At 65.2% G+C, this 19,840-nt stretch carries 14 protein-coding genes and 2 pseudogenes; 12 read left to right on the top strand and 4 right to left on the bottom strand.

What is annotated here, in order from left to right; genetic code table 11:
- Positions 1-518: 518 nt before the first annotated feature.
- Positions 519-1,466 (bottom strand): thioredoxin-disulfide reductase, encoded by a 948-nt coding sequence (gene trxB, locus IB232_RS01670; protein WP_192396828.1) that lies wholly within the window; start codon positions 1,464-1,466, stop codon positions 519-521.
- A 214-nt stretch (positions 1,467-1,680) separates the two neighbouring features.
- Here trxB and IB232_RS01665 point away from each other — a divergent pair, with 214 nt between their 5' ends.
- From IB232_RS01665 to IB232_RS23845, 7 genes and pseudogenes are all read left to right on the top strand, one after another.
- Positions 1,681-3,654 (top strand): diguanylate cyclase domain-containing protein, encoded by a 1,974-nt coding sequence (locus IB232_RS01665; protein ID WP_192396827.1) that lies wholly within the window; start codon positions 1,681-1,683, stop codon positions 3,652-3,654.
- Between the two features lie 33 nt (positions 3,655-3,687).
- On the top strand, positions 3,688-4,437 hold the full coding sequence (gene cysZ, locus IB232_RS01660; protein ID WP_192396826.1) for a sulfate transporter CysZ: 750 nt from the start codon (positions 3,688-3,690) through the stop codon (positions 4,435-4,437).
- A 225-nt stretch (positions 4,438-4,662) separates the two neighbouring features.
- Positions 4,663-4,950: a DUF1652 domain-containing protein gene (locus IB232_RS01655; protein WP_192396825.1), complete on the top strand. Its 288-nt coding sequence runs from the start codon at positions 4,663-4,665 to the stop codon at positions 4,948-4,950.
- Positions 4,951-5,180: 230 nt separating this feature from the next.
- Complete coding sequence (locus IB232_RS01650) at positions 5,181-7,085, top strand: DUF1302 domain-containing protein (RefSeq protein ID WP_192396824.1); 1,905 nt, start codon at positions 5,181-5,183, stop codon at positions 7,083-7,085.
- Positions 7,086-7,117: 32 nt separating this feature from the next.
- Positions 7,118-8,485, top strand: coding sequence for a DUF1329 domain-containing protein (locus IB232_RS01645; RefSeq protein ID WP_192397255.1), 1,368 nt, complete (start codon positions 7,118-7,120; stop codon positions 8,483-8,485).
- Positions 8,486-8,581: 96 nt separating this feature from the next.
- A pseudogene (locus tag IB232_RS01640) lies at positions 8,582-10,783 on the top strand (helix-turn-helix transcriptional regulator); the annotation flags it as partial.
- Between the two features lie 159 nt (positions 10,784-10,942).
- A pseudogene (locus IB232_RS23845) lies at positions 10,943-11,131 on the top strand (response regulator transcription factor); the annotation flags it as partial.
- Here the strand turns inward: IB232_RS23845 and IB232_RS01635 are convergent.
- Complete coding sequence (locus IB232_RS01635) at positions 11,128-12,138, bottom strand: AraC family transcriptional regulator (RefSeq protein WP_192396822.1); 1,011 nt, start codon at positions 12,136-12,138, stop codon at positions 11,128-11,130. The pseudogene IB232_RS23845 and the gene IB232_RS01635 overlap by 4 nt on opposite strands.
- 95 nt (positions 12,139-12,233) lie before the next feature.
- Between IB232_RS01635 and IB232_RS01630 the strand changes: the two genes are divergently transcribed.
- The 3 genes from IB232_RS01630 to IB232_RS01620 are packed head-to-tail and all read left to right on the top strand — an operon-like array spanning position 12,234 to position 16,359.
- The gene (locus IB232_RS01630) at positions 12,234-13,817 is read left to right on the top strand and encodes a GMC family oxidoreductase (RefSeq protein WP_192396821.1); all 1,584 of its coding nucleotides are present in this window, start codon (positions 12,234-12,236) and stop codon (positions 13,815-13,817) included.
- A gap of 38 nt (positions 13,818-13,855) precedes the next feature.
- Positions 13,856-15,835 (top strand): alkyl/aryl-sulfatase, encoded by a 1,980-nt coding sequence (locus IB232_RS01625; RefSeq protein WP_192396820.1) that lies wholly within the window; start codon positions 13,856-13,858, stop codon positions 15,833-15,835.
- Positions 15,832-16,359 carry a hypothetical protein gene (locus tag IB232_RS01620; RefSeq protein ID WP_192396819.1) on the top strand — a complete coding sequence of 176 codons (528 nt, stop codon included), beginning with the start codon at positions 15,832-15,834 and terminating at the stop codon, positions 16,357-16,359. The genes IB232_RS01625 and IB232_RS01620 overlap by 4 nt, the downstream gene beginning before the upstream one ends.
- A gap of 162 nt (positions 16,360-16,521) precedes the next feature.
- Here IB232_RS01620 and IB232_RS01615 read toward each other — a convergent pair whose 3' ends face one another.
- A complete protein-coding gene (locus tag IB232_RS01615; protein ID WP_192396818.1) occupies positions 16,522-16,995 on the bottom strand; it encodes a methyltransferase family protein in 474 nt (157 codons plus the stop codon).
- Between the two features lie 20 nt (positions 16,996-17,015).
- Positions 17,016-17,909, bottom strand: a complete 894-nt coding sequence (locus tag IB232_RS01610) for an NAD(P)/FAD-dependent oxidoreductase (RefSeq protein WP_192396817.1) — start codon at positions 17,907-17,909, stop codon at positions 17,016-17,018.
- 111 nt (positions 17,910-18,020) lie between these two features.
- Here IB232_RS01610 and IB232_RS01605 point away from each other — a divergent pair, with 111 nt between their 5' ends.
- Together IB232_RS01605 and IB232_RS01600 are read left to right on the top strand one after the other, a co-directional pair.
- Entirely contained in the window at positions 18,021-18,671 is a 651-nt protein-coding gene (locus tag IB232_RS01605) for a TetR/AcrR family transcriptional regulator (RefSeq protein WP_192396816.1), read from the top strand.
- 516 nt (positions 18,672-19,187) lie between these two features.
- Positions 19,188-19,805: a TetR/AcrR family transcriptional regulator gene (locus IB232_RS01600; RefSeq protein WP_192396815.1), complete on the top strand. Its 618-nt coding sequence runs from the start codon at positions 19,188-19,190 to the stop codon at positions 19,803-19,805.
- The last annotated feature ends 35 nt before the right edge of the window (positions 19,806-19,840 follow it).

Below are 19,840 nucleotides of genomic sequence, written 5' to 3'. Positions count from 1 at the left end.
ACTGGAGAAAGAAGGATTTAGCAAATTCCCGTACTACTACCAGATGTACTTCGTGGCATTCGACTATCACTCGCCTCGCTGGCGCGGTGGTGATAAGCAGATCGAGGACTTTGCCAACAGGGCGATTACCTACACCGCGGAAAAGGATGGCCGCGGCATGTATGCGAGGGTCTATTGGTACGCATCGCAGCGTTACTATGGCAGCCGGCTGTTTACCGAGTCGGCGGTAACCTGGGGAAAGATGAGCGACGCCATCAACGATGTCTTGGCTCAGTACCCCGATCAGTGGAACATCAACAACTTCGCCTATTTTTCCTGCCTGGCGGGCGACGTGAATAAGACCAGAAGCCTTATCTCACGTATTCAAGATGCTCCATTGGCCAATGTGTGGCAGGAGGAAGGACTGTTCGAGCGCTGCCGCCAATGGTCTGCAGAGGAAAGCCGCAGCGGCTGACTCCTGTACCCAGCACACATGAAAAAGCCCCGCATGGCGGGGCTTTTTCATGGCCAGACACGACTCAGATCGAGTCGAGATAGCGCTCCACATCCAGTGCCGCCATGCAGCCGGCGCCGGCCGAGGTGATGGCTTGGCGGTACACCGAGTCGGCCACGTCGCCGGCGGCGAACACGCCGGGGATGCTGGTCGCGGTGGCATTGCCGTCGCGCCCGCCGTTGACCACCAGGTAGCCGTCCTTCAGCGCTAGCTGACCGTCGAACAGTCCAGTGTTCGGCGTGTGGCCGATGGCGACGAACAGGCCATCGACACGCAGCTCGCTGCTCGCGCCGTCGTTGTGCCGCAGGCGCACGCTGGTTACACCGCTGGCGTCGCCCAGTACCTCATCCACCGCGGCGTTCAGGCGCAGCTCGATCTTGCCCTCGGCGATGCGCGCGCGCAGCTTGTCCTGCAGGATCTTCTCGGCGCGGAAGGTCTCGCGGCGGTGCACCAGGGTCACCTTGCTGGCGATATTGGCCAGGTACAGCGCCTCTTCCACGGCGGTGTTGCCGCCGCCGACCACCGCCACTTCGCGGTTGCGGTAGAAAAAGCCGTCGCAGGTGGCGCAGGCGGATACGCCGCGGCCCATGAACGCCTCCTCCGACGGCAGGCCCAGGTAGCGAGCGCTGGCGCCGGTGGCGATGATCAGCGCGTCGGCGGTGTAGGTGGCGCTGTCGCCGATCAGGGTGAAGGGCTTGCCGGCCAGGTCCACGGCATTGATGTGGTCGAAGACGATCTCGGTCTCGAAGCGCTCGGCGTGCTCCTGCATGCGCTGCATCAGCGCCGGACCGGTGAGACCGTGAGGGTCGCCGGGCCAGTTGTCGACTTCAGTGGTGGTGGTCAGTTGGCCACCAGCCTGGATGCCGGTGATCAGCAGCGGCTTGAGGTTGGCGCGCGCGGCGTACACCGCGGCGCTGTAGCCGGCGGGGCCTGAACCGAGAATGATCACACGGGCGTGGCGGGTAGCGGACATGGCCAACTCCTGAAGAAAAAGGGACCGGCCCGCAGCACTTGGGGAAGGCTTGAGATGGGCACGGCCCCGGTAAGGGCGATTGCTGGCAAGGCTACCCAGGCGGCGCCATCGGGGAAAATGCCCATTCTCAATGCGGTCAATAGGCCGAGGCTATGCGCCAGAGGCAACCGCCCCCTTGGCTATACTCGGTTCACCCTCATCCAGGCTGCCCGGCATGACTCTGCGCAAACGTCTGTTCTGGCTGTTCGCCCCGCTGCTGCTACTCGCGCTGGGCTTCGCCTATCTGCTGTCGCAGAGCCTGATCCTCAGCCGCTTCGACCGCCAGGACGCAGCCCTGCTCGATGCCGAGGCCAAGCGCCTGCAGGCGCTGCTCGACAACAACCTCAAGCGCAACCTGGACCTGGTGCTCAGCTACGCCAAGTGGGACGACACCTACGAATTCATGCTCGGTCAACGCCCGGACTTCACGCGCCGCAACATGGACCCGGAAGCGCTGCGCCAGATCAATTTCGACTTCATGCTGCTGCTCGACCTGGAGGACAAGGTCTACGCCGAGCAGTGGCTACCGCCGGACCTGCCGGACATGCTCACCCTGGGCGAGGAGCGGCCGCGCAGCCATGGGGCGCTACGCAATGCGATCCTCGAGCAGATCAAGCGCCTGCGCCATCCGGACAACCGCGAGGACCTGCGCGGGCAGATCGTGGTGATCCAGGGCGTACCGCTGGTGCTGGCCATGGGCGGCATCAGCAACAACCAGGACACGCTGCCGAGCCTGGGCACCCTGGTAGCCGGGCACTTCATCGACGGTGAGCGCGCCGAGCTGCTGCAGACCCAGGTCAACGGCTCCCTTCGCCTGCTGCCGCCCATGGGGCATAACGATGGCTGGCGCGTGCTGCCCATGTTGGGCAACACCAACCTCAACCAGATCGAGATCAGCCCGCGTCGGGTGCTCGACGAGGACCGCCAGCAGCTGGACCTGCTGTTCCGCAACAGCCTGGGCGAGCCACAGCTGCGCATGGAGCTGACCCGCGAGCGCCGCCTCTATCAGGAGGGGCACAAGGCCATCGCCATCTTCCTCGCCCAGGCCACCGCCGTCGGCCTGGTGGCCTGGCTGCTGATCTACCTGGGCCTGGACTTCGGCATCCTGCGCCGGGTGCTGCGGATGAATCGGGAGATCGCCGCCATCGGCCCGGAATCGGCCCATCAGCGCATCGGGGATCGCGGCGGCGACGAGCTGGGTCAACTGGCCCAGGAGGTCAATCGCATGCTCGAACGCCTGGAGCAGAGCGAAGCCCGCGACCGCGAGATACTCGACGCCATCCAGGACGGCTACTTCGAGCTGAATCCCAAGGGCCGGATAGTTGCGGTCAACCGCGCCCTGTGCAGCATGCTCGGCTACCCCGAGGAGGCGCTGCTGGAAAAATCATTCGAGACGGTACTGGAGAACGAGGACGTCGAGCGCGCCCGCCAGCTGTTCAGTCGCGCCCTGGCGAGTGGCGAGAACATCCGCTTCGCCGCGCCGCTGCGCCGCCACGACGGCAGCCAGGGCTACTACGAGACGCGCTTCTCCCTGATCAGCGACAGCCAGGGAAATCTCGCGGGTTATCGCGGCATCCTGCGCGACATCAGCGACCAGGTGGCCTACCAGAACCAGCTGCTGGACATGGCCTACCGCGACCCGCTGACCGGCCTGGGCAATCGCAAGGCCTTCACCGAACACCTCAAGCAGGCCCTGGAGCAGGCCCAGCGCAGCGACAGCCGCCTGGCCCTGCTGTATCTGGACCTGGACCGCTTCAAGGAGGTCAACGACCGCTTCGGCCACGATATCGGCGATGCGTTGCTGGTGAGCATCGCCGAGCGCATGCGCGGCACCATGCGCCAGCCGGACCGGATCTACCGCCTGGGCGGCGACGAGTTCACCCTGCTGATGCCCGGCGGCAATGTCGAGGCCGCTTACAAGCTGGCCGGGCGCATCCTCGAGGTCTTGCAGAGCCCGGCCCGCCTCGACGGGCAACTGATCGATTTTGTTACGCCGAGTATCGGCATCGCCCTCTATCCGGATCACGCCGGCGACCCGGAAGGCCTGGTCAAGGCCGCCGACAGTGCCATGTACGAGGCCAAGCGCGAACGCAACCGCGCCTGTCTGTATCACCCGCGGCTGCTTTCCTCCTCCCGGCAAAGTGGTTAAGGTCGGCGCGATTCCATTCTCGCGGAGCTCGCCATGCCCAATCCCGCCCTCTCCGGCCCGCAATACTTGGGCGAAGGCCTGAAACTGGTCCTCAGCCCCGGCCTGCGTCTGTTCGTGCTGTTGCCGCTGGCCGTCAATACCCTGCTGTTCATCGGCCTGATCGTGCTGGCCATGCAGCAGTTCGGCGTCTGGATGGACAGCCTGATGCCCAACCTGCCGGACTGGCTGAGCTTCCTCACCTACGTGCTCACCCCGCTGTTCTTTGTGCTGGTGCTGGTGATCATGTTCTTCACCTTCACCCTGCTGGCCAACATCATCGCCGCGCCCTTCAACGGCTTCCTCGCCGAGAAGGTGGAAGTGGTGCTGCGCGGCCGCGACGACTTCCCACCCTTCAGCTGGGCCGAGCTGATGGCCATGATGCCGCGCACCATCGGCCGCGAAATGCGCAAGCTGGCGTACTTCCTGCCGCGCGCCATCCCGCTGCTGATCCTCACCTTCGTGCCGGTGCTCAACCTGGTGGCCGCGCCGCTGTGGATACTGTTCGGCATCTGGATGATGGCGGTGCAGTACATCGACTACCCCTGCGACAACAACAAGGTCAGCTGGGACGACATGCTCGCCTGGCTGCGCGAGAAGCGCTGGCAGAGCCTGGGCTTCGGCGGCACGGTGTACCTGGCGCTGCTGATCCCCTTCGTCAACATCCTGGTGATGCCCTCTGCCGTCGCCGGAGCCACGCTGTTCTGGGTACGCGAACGCGGCGAGGCGGTACCGGCAGTCCGTTAAAGCAGGGCTGGCAAGTTTTCTGGCCAGCCGCTCGCCCCTGGCGTTGCTCACCTCCCTTGCTGGACGGGCATCGTGCGCGAGCCAATGGCCACTCGCCAGTACGCAAAATTGTGCCGGACCGCTCTATCTCGATATTTTACCGATGAAAGGGGCAGCACCGCAGATACCCAACTGCTATGGTCAGGCTCTGTACACCACGCTGCACCAACGCCAGGAGGCCAATAGATGGGACAGTCGCTGACCAATGTAGAGCTTTGCAGGAATGTCGAGAACGCCTTCCTCCCGCTTCGCTGTGTGTGCAGCATCCCGGATGGCCGCTTTATGACGATCCAGATCCTGGCCGAAGGTTCGGACAACGTGGAGCTCACGGTGGTCGGTATCGATATCGGCAACCTGGGTGATGCCGAGCGGATCAGCCAGTTGGTTAGCGATGTCTGCTTCGACTACGAGCTGGCCGCAGACGGCAGCGACGCCAGCCCGACCGCATACCGCCCCGACCTGCTGCACCGCTGATCCGCCGAGCCGGGCACGCTACGCGCCCGCTCAGCCCCTGACGAAAGTGTTACCGGCCGGTGCGGCCCTTCCGCACCGGCCTTTTCGTTTGTGCCTCACGCCGCCGCCAGCGCCTGCCACGTGTGCTCTCACTACTAAGAGTGAGTCGGAAGATCACTCCTTCATCCGTTACCCGCCCCGCGCCGATTGATTAGCTTGGCCGCCGATCAACCACCACACAGGGGTAGCGCATGACTACAACAACAAGGCGCGCGAGCTTCCGGCCGCACACACTGGCGGCTGCAATCGCACTGGGTCTCTCGGGCGGCGCGCAGGCCGTGAGCTTCAACATCGGCGAGATCGAGGGTCAGCTCGACTCCTCCCTGTCCGTCGGGGCCAGCTGGTCCATGCGCGGTGCCGACCGCGACCTGATCGGCGCCAACAACGGCGGCGACGGTCTGGCACAGACCACCGACGACAGCCGGCAGAACTTCAAGAAGGGCGAGACCTTCTCGAAGATCTTCAAGGGCATCCACGACCTCGAACTCAAGTACGGCGACACCGGCGTCTTCGTACGCGGCAAGTACTGGTACGACTTCGAGCTGAAGGACGAGCAGCGCCTGTTCAAGGACATCGACGACTCCAACCGCAAGGAAGGCGCGCAATCCTCCGGCGCCCAGCTGCTCGACGCCTTCGTCTACCACAACTACAGCATCGCCGATGAACCGGGCTCGGTGCGCTTGGGCAAGCAGGTGGTGAGCTGGGGCGAGAGCACCTTCATCCAGAACAGCATCAACTCGATCAACCCGGTCGACGTCTCCGCCTTCCGCCGCCCCGGTGCCGAGCTCAAGGAAGGCCTGATCCCGGTCAACATGTTCTACGTCTCGCAGAGCCTGACCGAGAACCTCTCGGCCGAGGCCTTCTACCAGCTGGAGTGGGATCAGACCGTGGTGGACAACTGCGGCACCTACTTCGCCCAGGTGGACATCATCGCCGACGGTTGCGACGAGAACCTGCGCGTGCTGGCACCGAATTCGGTGATCGCCGCCGGCCTGCCGCTGCTCTCCGCGTTCAACGTCGATGCCAACGAGGAAGGCGTGCTGGTACGCCGCGCCGGTGATCGCGACGCCCGCGACGACGGTCAGTGGGGCGCAGCGCTGCGCTACTTCTTCGAGCCGCTGGATACCGAGTTCGGCGCCTACTTCATGAACTACCACAGCCGCGCGCCGTTCTTCAGCATCGCCGCCGCCGACCAGGCCACCTACGACGCCGTGGGCGCCGTGCCGGTCCCCGGCCTGCGCGCCGTCGCCGCAGCCGCCAGCGCCAGCTACTTCCTGGAATACCCGGAAGACATCCGCCTGTACGGCCTGAGCTTCTCCACCACCCTGCCCACCGGCACCGCCTGGCAGGGTGAGGTCAGCTACCGGCCCAACGCACCGGTGCAGCTGAACACCACCGACATCCTCTACTCCGGACTGACGCCCCTGGCCGGCTTCAGCAACGTCTCCGTGCTGCAGGGCGTGCCGGGTCAGGACACCACCGGTTATCGCCGCAAGGAGATCACCCAGTTCCAGACCACCTTCACCCACTTCTTCGATCAGGTCATGGGCGCCGAGCGCTTCACCCTGGTGGGCGAAATCGGTGTGGCTCATGTCGGCGGCCTGGAGAAGACTTCCGAGGCGCGCTACGGCCGCGATCCGATCTTCGGCCCGGGCGAGCTGTCGGGCGATCGTCCCAACACCGCAGGCCCGCTGTTCGGCGCCGGCATGTCCTCCGCCTGCGAGGCCCTCAACAAGGGCACCCTGAACAATGGTGCGGCGGCCGGTGCCTCGCCGGAAAACGTCAGCAAGTACTGCGAAGACGACGGCTTCGGTACCAGCACTTCCTGGGGTTACCGCATGCGCGCCATCTGGGACTACAACGACGTGATCGCCGGTATCAACCTGAAACCGAGCATCGCCTGGTCCCATGACGTCGACGGTTACGGCCCCAACGGCCTGTTCACCGAAGGCAGCAAGGCGGTCAGCCTGGGCCTGGATGCCGAGTACCAGAACACCTACACCGCCAGCCTCTCCTACACCGACTTCTTCGGCGGTGACTACAACACCTCGATCGACCGCGACTTCCTGGCCTTCAGCGTCGGCATGAGCTTCTGAGCCCCCTACAGAACAAGAAAGGTAAACACATGATGAAACGTACCCTTCTACACACCGGCGCCCTGGCGCTGTCGCTGCTGGCCACCAGCGTGATGGCCAAGGTCTCCCCGGACGAAGCCGCCAAGCTGGGCACCAGCCTGACCCCGGTCGGCGCCGAGAAGGCCGGCAACGCCGATGGCAGCATCCCCGAGTGGACCGGTGGCCTGCCCACCAATGCCGCCGCAGTGGACGCCAAGGGCTTCCTCGCCGACCCGTTCGCCAGCGAGCAGCCGCTGTTCACCATCACCTCGGCCAACGCCGAGCAATACAAGGACAAGCTGTCCGCCGGCCAGCTGGCGATGTTCAAGCGCTACCCCGAGACCTACAAGATCCCGGTGTACCCGAGCCACCGCAGCGCCGCCCTGCCGGACAACATCTACGCCGCGGCCAAGACCAGTGCGCTGAATACCGACGGCATCGACGGCGGCAACGGCCTTTCCGGCTTCGGCGACAGCCGCTACTACGCTTTCCCGCTGCCCAAAAGCGGCGTGGAAGTGGTGTGGAACCACAGCACCCGTTACCGCGGCGGCAACGTCAAGCGCTACATGACCCGCGTACAGCCCCAGGCCAACGGCGCCTTCACCATGGTCCAGTTCTCCGACGAAGTGTCCTACCCCAGCGACCTGCCGGACCTGGACAAGGGCAAGGCCGACAACATCCTGTTCTACTTCATCCAGAACGTGACCGCCCCGGCGCGCCTGGCCGGCAACGTGCTGCTGGTCCACGAGACCATCGACCAGGTCAAGGAACCGCGCATGGCCTGGCTCTACAACGCCGGTCAGCGCCGCGTGCGCCGCGCTCCGCAGGTAGCCTACGACGGCCCGGCCACCGCCGCCGACGGCCTGGCCACCTCGGACAACTACGACATGTTCAACGGCGCCCCGGACCGCTACACCTGGGAGCTGGTCGGCAAGAAGGAGATGTACATCCCCTACAACAGCTACAAGCTGGATTCGCCGAGCCTGAAGTATAAGGACATCCTCAAGGCCGGCCATATCAACCAGGACCTGACCCGCTACGAGCTGCACCGCGTGTGGGAAGTGGTGGCCAAGGTCAAGCCGGGCGAGCGCCACATCTACGCCACCCGCCACATGTACTTCGACGAGGACAGCTGGCAGCTGGCGCTGGTCGATCACTACGACGGTCGCGGCCAGCTGTGGCGCGTCGGCGAGGGCCATATCCAGCAGTACTACCACAAGCAGGTGCCCGGCTATACCGCCGAGACCCTGTATGACCTGATCTCCGGCCGCTACTCGGTACTCGGCCTGAAGAACGAGGAGAAACAGGGCATCGAGTTCGGCGCCAAGGCCACCGCCTCCAGCTACACCCCGGCAGCCCTGCGCCAGGCCGGCGTGCGCTGACCACGGCAACACCACGCAACTCCGTGATTTGGCGGCCCATCCGGGCCGCTTTTTTTATGCCCGCGCATTTGCGCACTCACGTCAGGCTCTGCAAGGATGAATTACGCCAACCCGTATTCGAGCGAACCCATGGCCACGTTGTCCCAGGCCGACCTGCCCCGCCTGCCCCCCGGCCACTTGCCGCGCCCGCGCCTGCGTGACGCGCTGCTGCAGGCCGACTGCCGCCTGCGCCTGCTCTGCGCCCCGGCCGGCAGCGGCAAGAGCGTGCTGCTCGGCGAATGCATGCGCCAGCGACCGAGCGACATCCAGTTCATTCACCTCGATCTGCGCGGCCGCCCTCTCGGCGCCACCGATCTGCTGCGTCGCCTGAGCAGCGCACTCGGCCTGGTCGAGGCCAGCCTGGAGGCCATCGAAGAACACCTGTACCAGCTACAGCAACCGCTGTGGCTGCTGCTCGACGATTACCCGCGCAGCCCCGACGCAACGCTGGACCAAACCCTCAACAGCCTGCTGCTCGCCACCCCACCCCAGGTCTGCTGGTGGATCGCCAGCCGACGCCGGCCGCAGCTGCAACTGGCGCGCCTGCTGCTGGACGGCGACCTGTTCGAGCTGGGCAGCCGCGAGCTGGCGTTCGCCGAGAACGAGCTGACCGAGCTGCTGCAGCGTGCCGGCCACCACTGGCTGCGCCCCGCCGTACTGGAACTGCTGGAGCAGACCCAGGGCTGGTGCGCCGGCCTGCGCCTGCGCCTGCTCGGCAGCAAGCCCGGCCAGGCGCTGCCGACCGACGGTGGCGGCCTGCTGCTGGACTACCTCAAGCGCGAAGTGCTGGACGAGCTGCCCGGCGACTGGCAGCTGGCCCTCTACACCCTGGCCCAGTTCCCCTCCTTCGATCACGAGCTGTGCGAACAGCTGCTCGGCGTCGGCGAAGGCGCACAGCTGCTGAAACAGCTGTGCGAGTGCGGCCTGTTCATCGAGGCGGTGGACCAGGACGGCCGCCTGCTGCGCATACAGCCGGCGCTGGCGCCGACCCTGGCCGGCCAGCTGCCGAGCAGCATGGCCAAGGCCCTGTTCCGCAAGGCCTGCCAGTGGTACGTCAGCCGCGAGCAGATCACCCCGGCGCTGGAATACGCGCTCAAGGCCGGCCAGCCGGAGGTGGCGGCCAGCCTGATGCAACGCTACACCCAGGATCGCCTGCTACAGGGGCGCGACCTGGCCCTGCTGCTGGAGTGGCGCCGCGAACTGCCGGCGACCCTGCTCAGCAGCACTCCGCGCCTAGCGCTGCTCAACGCCTGGGCCCTGCTGCTCAGCGGCCGGCTGGAAGAAGGCGAGGAATACCTGGCTGCGCTGGGACGCTTCCTGCCGCAGACCAATGCGCTGCGCCAGCAAGAGCTGATCGCCCAGTGGAAGGCCGTGGCCGGCAAGCTGGCGTTCCACCGCGGCGACGCCGAGGGGGCACGGCCGCTGGTGGCCGAGGCCATCGTCGAGTTGCCCGAGCGCTCCTGGAGCCAGCGCCTGCTGTGCTACCTGCTGCAGGTCGAGCAGGCGCTGGCCGAGGGCCATTTCGACCAGGCCCAGGAGCTCAACCGGGTGGCCATCAAGGAGGCCCGCGAGCATGGCAGCCTGGCCTTCGAGAGCCTGCTGGCCCTGGAACACGCCAAGCTGCTGGATATCCGCGGCGAGCTGCTGCGTGCGGAAACCCTGCTCAGCCGCCTGTACACCGAACTCACCGGCGCCTGGGGCAGCGAAGCCAGCCCGATGCGCGGCCGCACCCAGCTGTTGCGCGCCAGCCTGCTGCTGCAACGCGGGCGCTACCAGGAGGCCGAAACCGCCTTCACCTCTGGCCTGCAGGAATGCCAGGTGTGCTCTGATCCGGCCGCCGTCTGGGGCCACCTGGGCCTGGCCGAACTCAGCGCCCTGCACGGCGACATCGCCGACGCCTTCGCCCGCATCGCCGATGCCGAACGGCTGATGCAGTACAGCCACATCAGCACGCACCTGTACCAGGGCCTGCTGGTGCTGATCAAGGCGCGCCTGTGGCTCGGCCAGGGGCGCCACGCCCAAGCCGAAAAGGCCCTGCGTAGCCTGTTGGCCGAGGCGCCCAAGCTGCCGCCATTCGGCGCGCCGGAACTCAACCTGCGCCTTCAGCTGGCGCTGGCCCATGCGCAACTGGCCGGCGAGCAACTGGGCGAAGCCCTGGAAAGCCTGCAAGCCCTGCTCAAACAGGCCCTGACCGAGGGCCGCCGGCCGCTGGCCTGCGAGATAGGTTTCAGCCTGGCCGAGGGCCTGCACGCCAGCAACAAGCAGAACCAGGCTCGACAGGCCCTGCTCGATGCGCTGGCGCTGGCCCGGCAGATGGGCCTGGCCAGCGTCGAGCGCGCCTTCGCCCAGCGCAACCCGGCGATGATGCGCTGGATCGCCGAAAGCGCCGGCACCGACGACGGCGCGCCGAGCGCCCTGCTCAGCCGCCGCGAGCTGGACGTGCTCAAGCTGATCGCCCAGGGCTACTCCAACCAACAGATCGCCGAGAGCCTGTTCATCTCCCTGCACACGGTGAAGACCCACGCCCAGCGCATCAACTTCAAGCTCGGCGTTGAGCGTCGCACCCAGGCGGTGGCGCGGGCCAAGGAGCTGGGCCTGGCTGGCTAGCCGCGGCGCTGCTCCAGCAGCAGGCGGCGGCGCTCGCCCGGCGTCATGCCGAACCAGCGCCGGCAACCGCGATTAAACACGCTCTGCTCGCTGTAGCCGAGCATGCCGGCGATCTGCGACATGGGGATGTCGCGCTCGGCCAGGTAGAAATCGGCGCGCTCGCGGCGAATTCCCTCGACCAATTCGTCGAACCGGTGCCCCAGCTCGGCCAGCTGGCGCTGCAGGCTGCGCTCGTGCAGGCCGAGCTGCTCGGCGATCAGCGGCAGGCGGCACTGCTGGGTCGGCAACAGGCGCAGCACCAGACGGCGCACCTGCTCCAGCAGATCGGAAGAGCCCTGCAAGTGGATATGGCTGAGGTACTGCACCAAGGTGCGGTGCAGGGCCGGGTCCTGCCGCTCGATGCGTTGACCCAGCTGGCGCTCGCTGATCACCAGCGCGTTGCGCGCCTGGCCCAGGTACACCTCGCTGGCGAAATAGCGCCGGTAGCGCGCCTGGGGCAGTGGGCTGCCGCCGGACAGCAGCACCACCTGGGCGCTGAAGGTCGGGCCGCAGAGCAGCTTCATGGTGTTATGCGCCACGCCCATGGCCAGTTCCGCCATCTGCCTCTGCGGCCCCGGCAGGCGCAGCTCGATGACCAGGCACGGCGCCCGCGGCTCGCTGAGGTCGAGATCGAGCTGGATGCCGGAGCTGTGGTAGCCGATGAAGCGCACGATCTCCGCCAGGGCCTGGCCGACGCTGGCCGAGTTGCAGGCGATCAGCGCAATCGGGCCGAGCACGCTGAGGTGCTGGTACTCGGCCATGCGCAGGCCGAAGTCCGGGCAGTGCAGCTCGTCGGCCACCGTCTCCAGCAGCCCCACCAGCGAGCGGAACGGCACCCGCGCATCCTCGTCGTCGAGCAGTTCCGGGCGCACGCGAAAGCGTTCCAGAAAAGGCAGCGGGTCGTGGCCCAACTGGCTGACCAGCTCGCGAAAGCCGCCGAAGGAGGTGGTTCTGATAAAGGGTTCCATGTCGCCAAGAATCAAATATCAGTCGTCAAAGATCAATCTTAGCTCGTCGGTTCCACCAAGAATCCGAACACCACTCCATCGCTTCGGAGCCCCTCATGGAATTCGACTACATCATCATTGGTGCCGGTTCGGCCGGCTGCGTCCTGGCCAACCGCCTGAGTGCCGACCCCGCCGTTTCCGTGTGCCTGCTCGAAGCCGGCCCGCAGGACTGGTCGCCGCTGATCCATGCACCAGCCGGGGTGGCCGCCATCCTGCCGACCCGCCACGTCAACTGGGCCTTCAACACCGTGCCGCAGCCCGGCCTGGGCGGCCGCATCGGCTACCAGCCACGCGGCAAAGCACTCGGCGGCAGCAGCTCGATCAACGGCATGATCTACATCCGCGGCCACCACAGCGACTACGACGACTGGGCCAACCTGGGCAACGATGGCTGGTCGTTCAAGGATGTGCTGCCGTACTTCCGTAAGAGCCAGATGCACCACCTGGGCGCCAGCGAATTCCATGGCGGCGAAGGCGAGCTGTACGTCGGCCAGATCGAGGCCCACGCCGCCAGCCATGCCTTCGTAGAAGCCGGACAAAAAGCCGGCCACCGCTACAACGCCGACTTCAACGGCGCCGAGCAGGAAGGTGTCGGCCAGTACGACGTGACCATCCGCGACGGCCGCCGCTGGAGCACCGCCACCGCCTTCCTCAAGCCGATTCGTGAGCAGCGCAAGAACCTCACCGTGCTCACCGGTGCGCATGCCGAGCGCATCCTGCTGCAGGGCAAGCAGGCCACCGGCGTGCAAGTGCGCCACAAGGGCCGCTCGACCGCGCTGAAGGCACGCAAGGAAGTGCTGCTCAGCGCCGGCGCCTTCGGCAGCCCGCAACTGCTGATGCTCTCCGGCATCGGTGCCGAGGCCGACCTCAAGCCCCACGGCATCGCCGTGCAGCACGAGCTACCGGGCGTCGGGCAGAACCTGCAGGACCATCCGGACGTGATTCTCGGCTACAAGAGCAGCGACAACTCGCTGCTCGGCTACTCGCTGGGCGGCAGCCTGAAGATGGGTTCCGCGCTGGCCCAGTACATGGCGCGCAAACGCGGCCCGCTGGCGAGCAACTTCGCCGAGGCCGGCGGCTTCCTCAAGACCGACGCGGCCCTGACGCGCCCGGACGTGCAGCTGCATTCGGTGGTCAGCCTGCTCGACGACCACAACCGCAAACTACACTGGGGGCATGGATTCAGCTGCCACGTCTGCGTGCTGCGCCCCAAGAGCATCGGCAGCGTCGGCCTGCAGTCGGCCGACCCGGCCGCCGCGCCGCGCATCGACCCGAACTTCCTCGGTCACGACGACGATGTGCAGACCCTGCTCAAGGGCTATCGCATGGCCCGCGAGATCGTCGCCCAGGCGCCCATGGCGCGTTTCGGCCTGCGTGATGTGTTCAGCGCCGGCCTCGACAGCGACGAGCAACTGATCGAGCTGCTACGCCGCCGCACCGACTCCATCTACCACCCGATCGGCACCTGCAAGATGGGCACTGACGAAGCCGCGGTGGTGGACAGCCAGCTGCGCGTACACGGCATCGCCGGCCTGCGCGTGGTCGACGCCTCGGTGATGCCGACGCTGGTCGGCGGCAACACCAACGCCCCCTCGATCATGGTCGCCGAGCGCGCCGCCGAGTGGATCGCCCAGGGCTGATCCACTCCCCACCCGACAACAACAAGAGGACTCATCCAATGCGTCGTTCCCTACAGCGGCTCTGCGCCGCCGGCCTGACCAGCGCGCTGCTCGCCAGCGCCACCGCCCAGGCCAGCCCTGTCCCGACCCAGCCCGCCAGCGCCGCGACCACAGCGGCCAACCAGGCCGTGCTGAACCAGTTGCCGTTCGCCGACAAGCAGGACTTCGAGAACGCCCAGCGCGGTTTCATCGCCAAGCCGGAGACCCTGACCATCAAGGATGCCACCGGCAAGGTGGTGTGGGACCTGGAAAGCTACAAGCAGTACATCGCCGCAGACAAACCGGCGCCGGTCAGCGTCAACCCCAGCCTGTGGCGCCACGCCCAGCTGAGCATGGAATACGGCCTGTTCCGCGTCACCGAAGGCATCTACCAGGTGCGCGGCTACGACGTTTCCAACATCACCTTCGTCGAAGGCAAGACCGGCTGGATCGTATTCGACCCGCTGATCAGCGCGGAAACCGCCAAGGCCGCCTATGAGCTGGTCAGCGCCAACCTGGGCCAGAAGCCAGTGGTTGCGGTGATCTACAGCCACTCGCACCTCGACCACTTCGGTGGCGTGCGCGGCATAGTCGACGAGGCCGACGTCAAGGCCGGCAAGGTGCGCATCATCGCGCCCAAGGGCTTTACCGACCATGCGGTGAGCGAGAACGTGATCGCCGGCAATGCCATGGCCCGTCGCGCCGTGTACCAGTTCGGCGCCATGCTGCCGCGCAATGCCCAGGGCGGCGTCAACGCCGGCATGGGCATGACCGTGTCCACCGGCACCGCCACCCTGATCCAGCCCACCGAGGAGGTCGAGAAGACCGGCCAGGAGCTGACCGTCGATGGCGTGCAGATGGTGTTCCAGATGACCCCGGGCACCGAGGCGCCGGTGGAGATGCACACCTACTTCCCGGCCACCAAGGCCCTGTGGATGGCCGAGAACACCACCAACAACATGCACAACGTGCTCACCCCGCGCGGCGCGCAGGTGCGCGATGCGCTGCAGTGGTCCAAGTACATCGGCGAGGCCATCGCCCTGTACGGCGACAAGAGCGTGGTCAAGTTCCAGAGCCACCACTGGCCGCTGTGGGGCCAGCCGCAGATCGTCGACTACCTGAAGAAGCAGCGCGCCATCTACAAGTACATCCACGACCAGTCCGTGCGCCTGATGAACCAGGGCCTCAACGCCGAGGAAATCGCCGAGACCATCAAGCTGCCACCGGAGCTGGAATCCTTCTGGCCGGGGCGCGGCGTGTACGGCACCCTCAAGTTCAACGCCAAGGCCATCTACCAGCGCTACCTGGGCTGGTACGACGCCAACCCGGCCAACCTCGACAAGCTTCCACCGCAAGCGGCGGCGAAGAAATACGTCGAATACATGGGCGGCTCCGCTGCCGTGCTGGAGAAGGCCAAGGCCGACTTCGCCAAGGGCGAGTACCGCTGGGTGGCCGAGGCGACCAAGCACGTGGTGTTCGCCGAGCCGGACAACGCGGCGGCGAAAAACCTGCTGGCCGATACCTTCGAGCAGTTGGGCTACCAGGCCGAATCCGGCCCTTGGCGCTCGATGTATCTGCAGGGTGCCTTCGAGCTGCGCAATGGCCTGCCGCAGGGTGGCGGCACCGTTACCGCCAGCCCGGACGTGATCCGCGCCATGACCCCGGAGATGCTCTTCGACTACTTGGCCGTGCGCCTCAACGGCGAGCGCGCCGCGGGCAAGAAGCTGGTGCTCAACTACCGCTTCAGCGACCTCGGCAAGGACTACGCGTTGACCGTGGAAAATGGCGTGCTGACCTACGAGCCGAAGCTGAACGCCAACGCCGACGTCGGCCTGACCATGAACAAGACCACCCTGGAAGACATCCAGCTGGGCAACGCCACACTGGAGCAGAAGGTCGCCTCCGGCGAACTTAAGTTCGACGGCCGCCCGCAGGCCTTCGGCGAGTTCATGGGCCTGCTCGACAAGTTCGACTTCTGGTTCAACATCGCCACCCCATGAGAGCCTCGTCGATAGTCGCCGGGACGCTGGCACTGCTGCTCGCCGGCACCAGCCCGGCGAGCCGCGCCTGCGGCTACGACGGCATGGCCATGGACCTGACCCAGGCCCACCCCGGTTCGCTGGACGTGGCCCTGGCCCTGCACCAGGCCTACCAGGACAAGGCGCTGGCCAGACCCGGGCCGCTGCCCGGCGGCTTCGGCATGCGCCGCGCCCTGAACATGCTCGGCAAGCTGCGCAATACCCTCGCCGCCCAAGCACGGGCCGACAGCTTCAGCCTGCTACTGGTGGAGTCCGGCCTATGGGCGCGTTTCACGGCAGACGGCGAGCAGCTGAAACTCACCCCGCACCTGCCAGGCCCTGCGCTTGGCGACGCGGTACTGATCACCGGCGAAGGCACGCTGCTGGCCCTGCAGAAGGGCCGCCTGAGCACCGAGCAGGCGCTGCAGCTGGGACTGATTCGTATGGATGCAACGCCTGTGCAGGCTGAGAGCCTGACAGCACGCTGGCAGGCAGCTTATCCCTGACCTGCCCTGCCGACTGTCCGCTAGTGGGGAAGTAGGTGAAGGTCTGTTTCCGGCCAGAAGCGGCCCTTGGTTATCTACGAAATCAGAGCCCATTCAGTAGCCGCGGCAAGAAAGTCGGTGTTGGTTATCAGAAGATCCCGCAGGCGGAAGCTGCGGATATAGTCAGAGCCAGCGGCGAACCTCGGCCTTGTAGCGGCGGTAGTCGTCGCCGAACTTCGCTTCGAGATAGCGCTCCTCGCGAGCGATCACCTGCCTCTGGATCACCATCAGCACCAACGGAAGCAAAGCGAGGGCTATCGGTCCGTCGAAGCCAACCGCAATGCCGGCATAGACAAGCGCCATGCCGAGATACATGGGATTGCGGGTCCACCGATAAGGGCCGGTCGTTGCGATGAGGGTCGTTGGTCGCGACGGCGGAACGTGGGTGCCCAGGCGCCGGAACAGCCCCACCGCCGCAGGCATCGTCGCCGCGCCGGCAGCGAACAGCAGCGCACCCGTCGCGACCAGCAACCACCGGTCGATGCCGAAGTTGCTCAGGGCGAGGAACCAATCCGCCGCCAGCCCCAACAGCAGCGCTCCCAGATAGATGAAGGGCGGAGGGAAGCGCACCCCAGCGCTGTCCGGTTCGACGGCCATGTCATCTCCTATCTATGCGCTCAAGCCAGCATCGACTGCTGGGCGAAAATACCTGCCATCGCGCCCTGCGCTGATGCCTGGGTGACCGAAGGCAATATGGGCGTGGTGAGATCGCCGGCGGCGTAGATGCCGGGTGTGCTGGTTTGGCGGCGTTCGTCGACCTTGAGGAGGACGCCGGTGGGCGTATCCATCGTGGCAAGGCCCAGCGATTCATGCAGGTTTGCGGACGGCTTGTTGCGCGGGTGAGCAAACAGGATGTCGACCGCGACGGTGGAGCCAGTGTCGAGATTGACGGTAGCGATATGCCCCTGGTGATGGGCGATCTCGACGATCCGCCCGTCGACGACAGGTATGTTGCGGTGCGCCAGATCGGCCTCGATATCAGGCGCAATGTCGTGACCATCGGCAAAGACAGTCAACCTGTCGGTCCAATCGAGGAACAGCCTGACCTGGTTGTGCGATTGCGGGCCGGACCACACGAGGCCCCAATGCAGGCCGGCGGATTCAAAGCCGTCGCAATAGGGGCAGGGGACGATGGACGTGCCCCAGCTCTCGGCAAAGCCTGGAACATCAGGCATCTGGTCGGCGACACCATAGCTCAGGATCACGCGGCGGGCCCTTAGGCTGTCGTGATCGTCAGTGACAACGCTGAAATCGTCGATTACGCCAGAAATTTTCTCCGCCCGGGCATTTACCAGCCTGACCGTTGGATAGCGCGCCAACTGCTGCCGCGCCGCGGCCAGGATGTCCAGCGGCGGCGTGTGATCGTGACCGAGCAGACCATGCGAATGGCCGGCAAAGCGGTTACGCGGCCGGCTGGTATCGAGAACGATGACTTTGCGGCGGGCACGGCCGAGCTGCAAAGCGGCGGCGAGACCAGCAAAACTTCCGCCGATGATGATGACGTCATTCATGGTGATGGTCTCCGCTGGAGGGCAGGTTGTAACCTAGCCTTTGGATTGCAAATTTAAGATACTGAATGGTATCGTATATCTTAAATTAAGATACTGTAAAGTACCAATATCATGACCGAAGCCATACAGGGTCGGCGCGGCCGGCCCACCAACGAGGCGCTTGCCCAAACGATACTCGACGCCGCGAGCGAGCTTTTTGTGGAATTGGGTTTTCAAGCGACGACGTTGGACAAGGTCGCCCAGCGGGCGAAGATATCCAAGCTCAGCATCTATAGGCGCTTCGAGAACAAGGAGGCGCTGTTCAGTGCAGCCATCGCGGCCGGCTGCCAGCAGTCGTTTGCACCACAGGCCCTGCTTGAAGGTGCCGAAGGTTCGGTCGAAGACCAACTTATGGCGGTGGGCACGTCACTTCTGCGCACGCTGTTGAGACCAGACGTCAGCAGTATCGAAGCCATGGTCATGGCCGATAAAGCGAGTCAAAACTCCCTGAGCAAGCTCCACTACGAAGCCGGCGCCGTCCATGTCATCGCGGGCATCGAGGCCCTGTTGCGCCAACTTCACGCGAAGGCGCTTCTCAACGTGCCCGATCCCCTCCAAGCCGCCCGCTTGTTTGCCGCGCTCTTCAAAGGGTCCGATCTACTGATGATCGCCCGCTTCGATCAGGCGAGAGCAGAGGACGAAAACGAAATCGAATCCTATTGCCGGTCAGCCGTAGCCATGTTCGTCGCCGCGCACGGTCGCAGCGACCACGCGGGTGGATGAGCATTTAATTGCTCCGGGGCAGCTTGGCCAGGCTTGGGTTTGCGCTTCAGGGTCCTCAGCGGAATCACAGGCTGCGTCCGATTAACTGTCGCAGTACCGGCGCAAGTGCTCAGCATCGTAGCCTGAAGCGACCATAGATTCGTAGACTCCTTCAAGCTGCTATCTCTGGCCAGAATCGGCCAGAAGCAACCGCTGTTTGCTATCGAACATCGATCGATAACAACTCAATGCTGTCGCTATCTTCCTCACCCGTTAGAGGCGAATCACATATCCCACTTCCGCAGATATCTTGCCGTCGTAACGGTCCTGAGCGAACGCTGCAGCCCAGCTCACGGCAAGATCGGGACGGGTATTGGGGGGGGCTGGCCGAGCAGCTTGCCACGGGACTGGCGCCGATCAGTACGATGAGGGGCCGGGCATATTCTTCCGAGAAGGCTGGGGATAGGATGAATCGTGACTAAAATCCATATTGGTCACTTATTGTTCATATCTCAACCGCTCTGTAGGCTATGCCCCATGAACAAGACCCCCTCCCCCAAAGTGACAGCTCGCGGCCCGGTGGATCACGAGGTACGTGATCAGATCGTGGTCGCGGCTACCGAGCACTTCAGCCGCTATGGCTACGAAAAGACCACGGTCTCCGATCTGGCCAAGGCCATCGGGTTTTCCAAGGCCTATATCTACAAGTTCTTCGAGTCCAAGCAGGCCATCGGCGAGGCCATCTGCGCCAATTGCCTGAGCCAGATCGAGGCCGAGGTCAGGGCCGCCGTCGCTGCGGTCGAGCACCCGCCGGAGAAGCTGCGACGCATCTTCAAGGCGCTGGTGGAATCGAGCCTGCGACTGTTCTTTCAGGATCGCAAGCTCTACGAAATTGCCGCCTCGGCGGCCACCGAACGCTGGCAGGCGGCGCGCGACTATGAAGGGCGCATTCGGGAGCTAATCCTGGACATCCTGCAGCAAGGCCGGCAGAGCGGCGACTTCGAGCGCAAGACCCCGCTGGATGAGGCGGCCATGGCAATCCACCTGGTCATGCGCCCCTATCTCAACCCATTGCTCCTGCAGCACGGCCTCGATTACACCGACGAGGCACCGCTTCTGCTGTCCAGCCTGATACTGCGCAGCCTGTCGCCATGACAATTGTGACGATTGACTAAATTAGTCACTGGATA

Source organism: Pseudomonas sp. PDM15 (genome assembly GCF_014851565.1).
Classification (GTDB): domain Bacteria; phylum Pseudomonadota; class Gammaproteobacteria; order Pseudomonadales; family Pseudomonadaceae; genus Aquipseudomonas.
Note: the sequence above shows the minus strand (reverse complement) of the source record. Positions and strands in the feature narration are given on the sequence as shown.

What these genes read in the sequence shown, in the direction of transcription:
- trxB (WP_192396828.1), bottom strand. Translation starts at nt 1,466, where the DNA reads ATGTCCGCTACCCGCCACGCCCGTGTGATCATTCTCGGTTCAGGCCCC.
- IB232_RS01665 (WP_192396827.1), top strand. Translation starts at nt 1,681, where the DNA reads ATGACTCTGCGCAAACGTCTGTTCTGGCTGTTCGCCCCGCTGCTGCTA.
- cysZ (WP_192396826.1), top strand. Translation starts at nt 3,688, where the DNA reads ATGCCCAATCCCGCCCTCTCCGGCCCGCAATACTTGGGCGAAGGCCTG.
- IB232_RS01655 (WP_192396825.1), top strand. Translation starts at nt 4,663, where the DNA reads ATGGGACAGTCGCTGACCAATGTAGAGCTTTGCAGGAATGTCGAGAAC.
- IB232_RS01650 (WP_192396824.1), top strand. Translation starts at nt 5,181, where the DNA reads ATGACTACAACAACAAGGCGCGCGAGCTTCCGGCCGCACACACTGGCG.
- IB232_RS01645 (WP_192397255.1), top strand. Translation starts at nt 7,118, where the DNA reads ATGAAACGTACCCTTCTACACACCGGCGCCCTGGCGCTGTCGCTGCTG.
- IB232_RS01635 (WP_192396822.1), bottom strand. Translation starts at nt 12,138, where the DNA reads ATGGAACCCTTTATCAGAACCACCTCCTTCGGCGGCTTTCGCGAGCTG.
- IB232_RS01630 (WP_192396821.1), top strand. Translation starts at nt 12,234, where the DNA reads ATGGAATTCGACTACATCATCATTGGTGCCGGTTCGGCCGGCTGCGTC.
- IB232_RS01625 (WP_192396820.1), top strand. Translation starts at nt 13,856, where the DNA reads ATGCGTCGTTCCCTACAGCGGCTCTGCGCCGCCGGCCTGACCAGCGCG.
- IB232_RS01620 (WP_192396819.1), top strand. Translation starts at nt 15,832, where the DNA reads ATGAGAGCCTCGTCGATAGTCGCCGGGACGCTGGCACTGCTGCTCGCC.
- IB232_RS01615 (WP_192396818.1), bottom strand. Translation starts at nt 16,995, where the DNA reads ATGGCCGTCGAACCGGACAGCGCTGGGGTGCGCTTCCCTCCGCCCTTC.
- IB232_RS01610 (WP_192396817.1), bottom strand. Translation starts at nt 17,909, where the DNA reads ATGAATGACGTCATCATCATCGGCGGAAGTTTTGCTGGTCTCGCCGCC.
- IB232_RS01605 (WP_192396816.1), top strand. Translation starts at nt 18,021, where the DNA reads ATGACCGAAGCCATACAGGGTCGGCGCGGCCGGCCCACCAACGAGGCG.
- IB232_RS01600 (WP_192396815.1), top strand. Translation starts at nt 19,188, where the DNA reads ATGAACAAGACCCCCTCCCCCAAAGTGACAGCTCGCGGCCCGGTGGAT.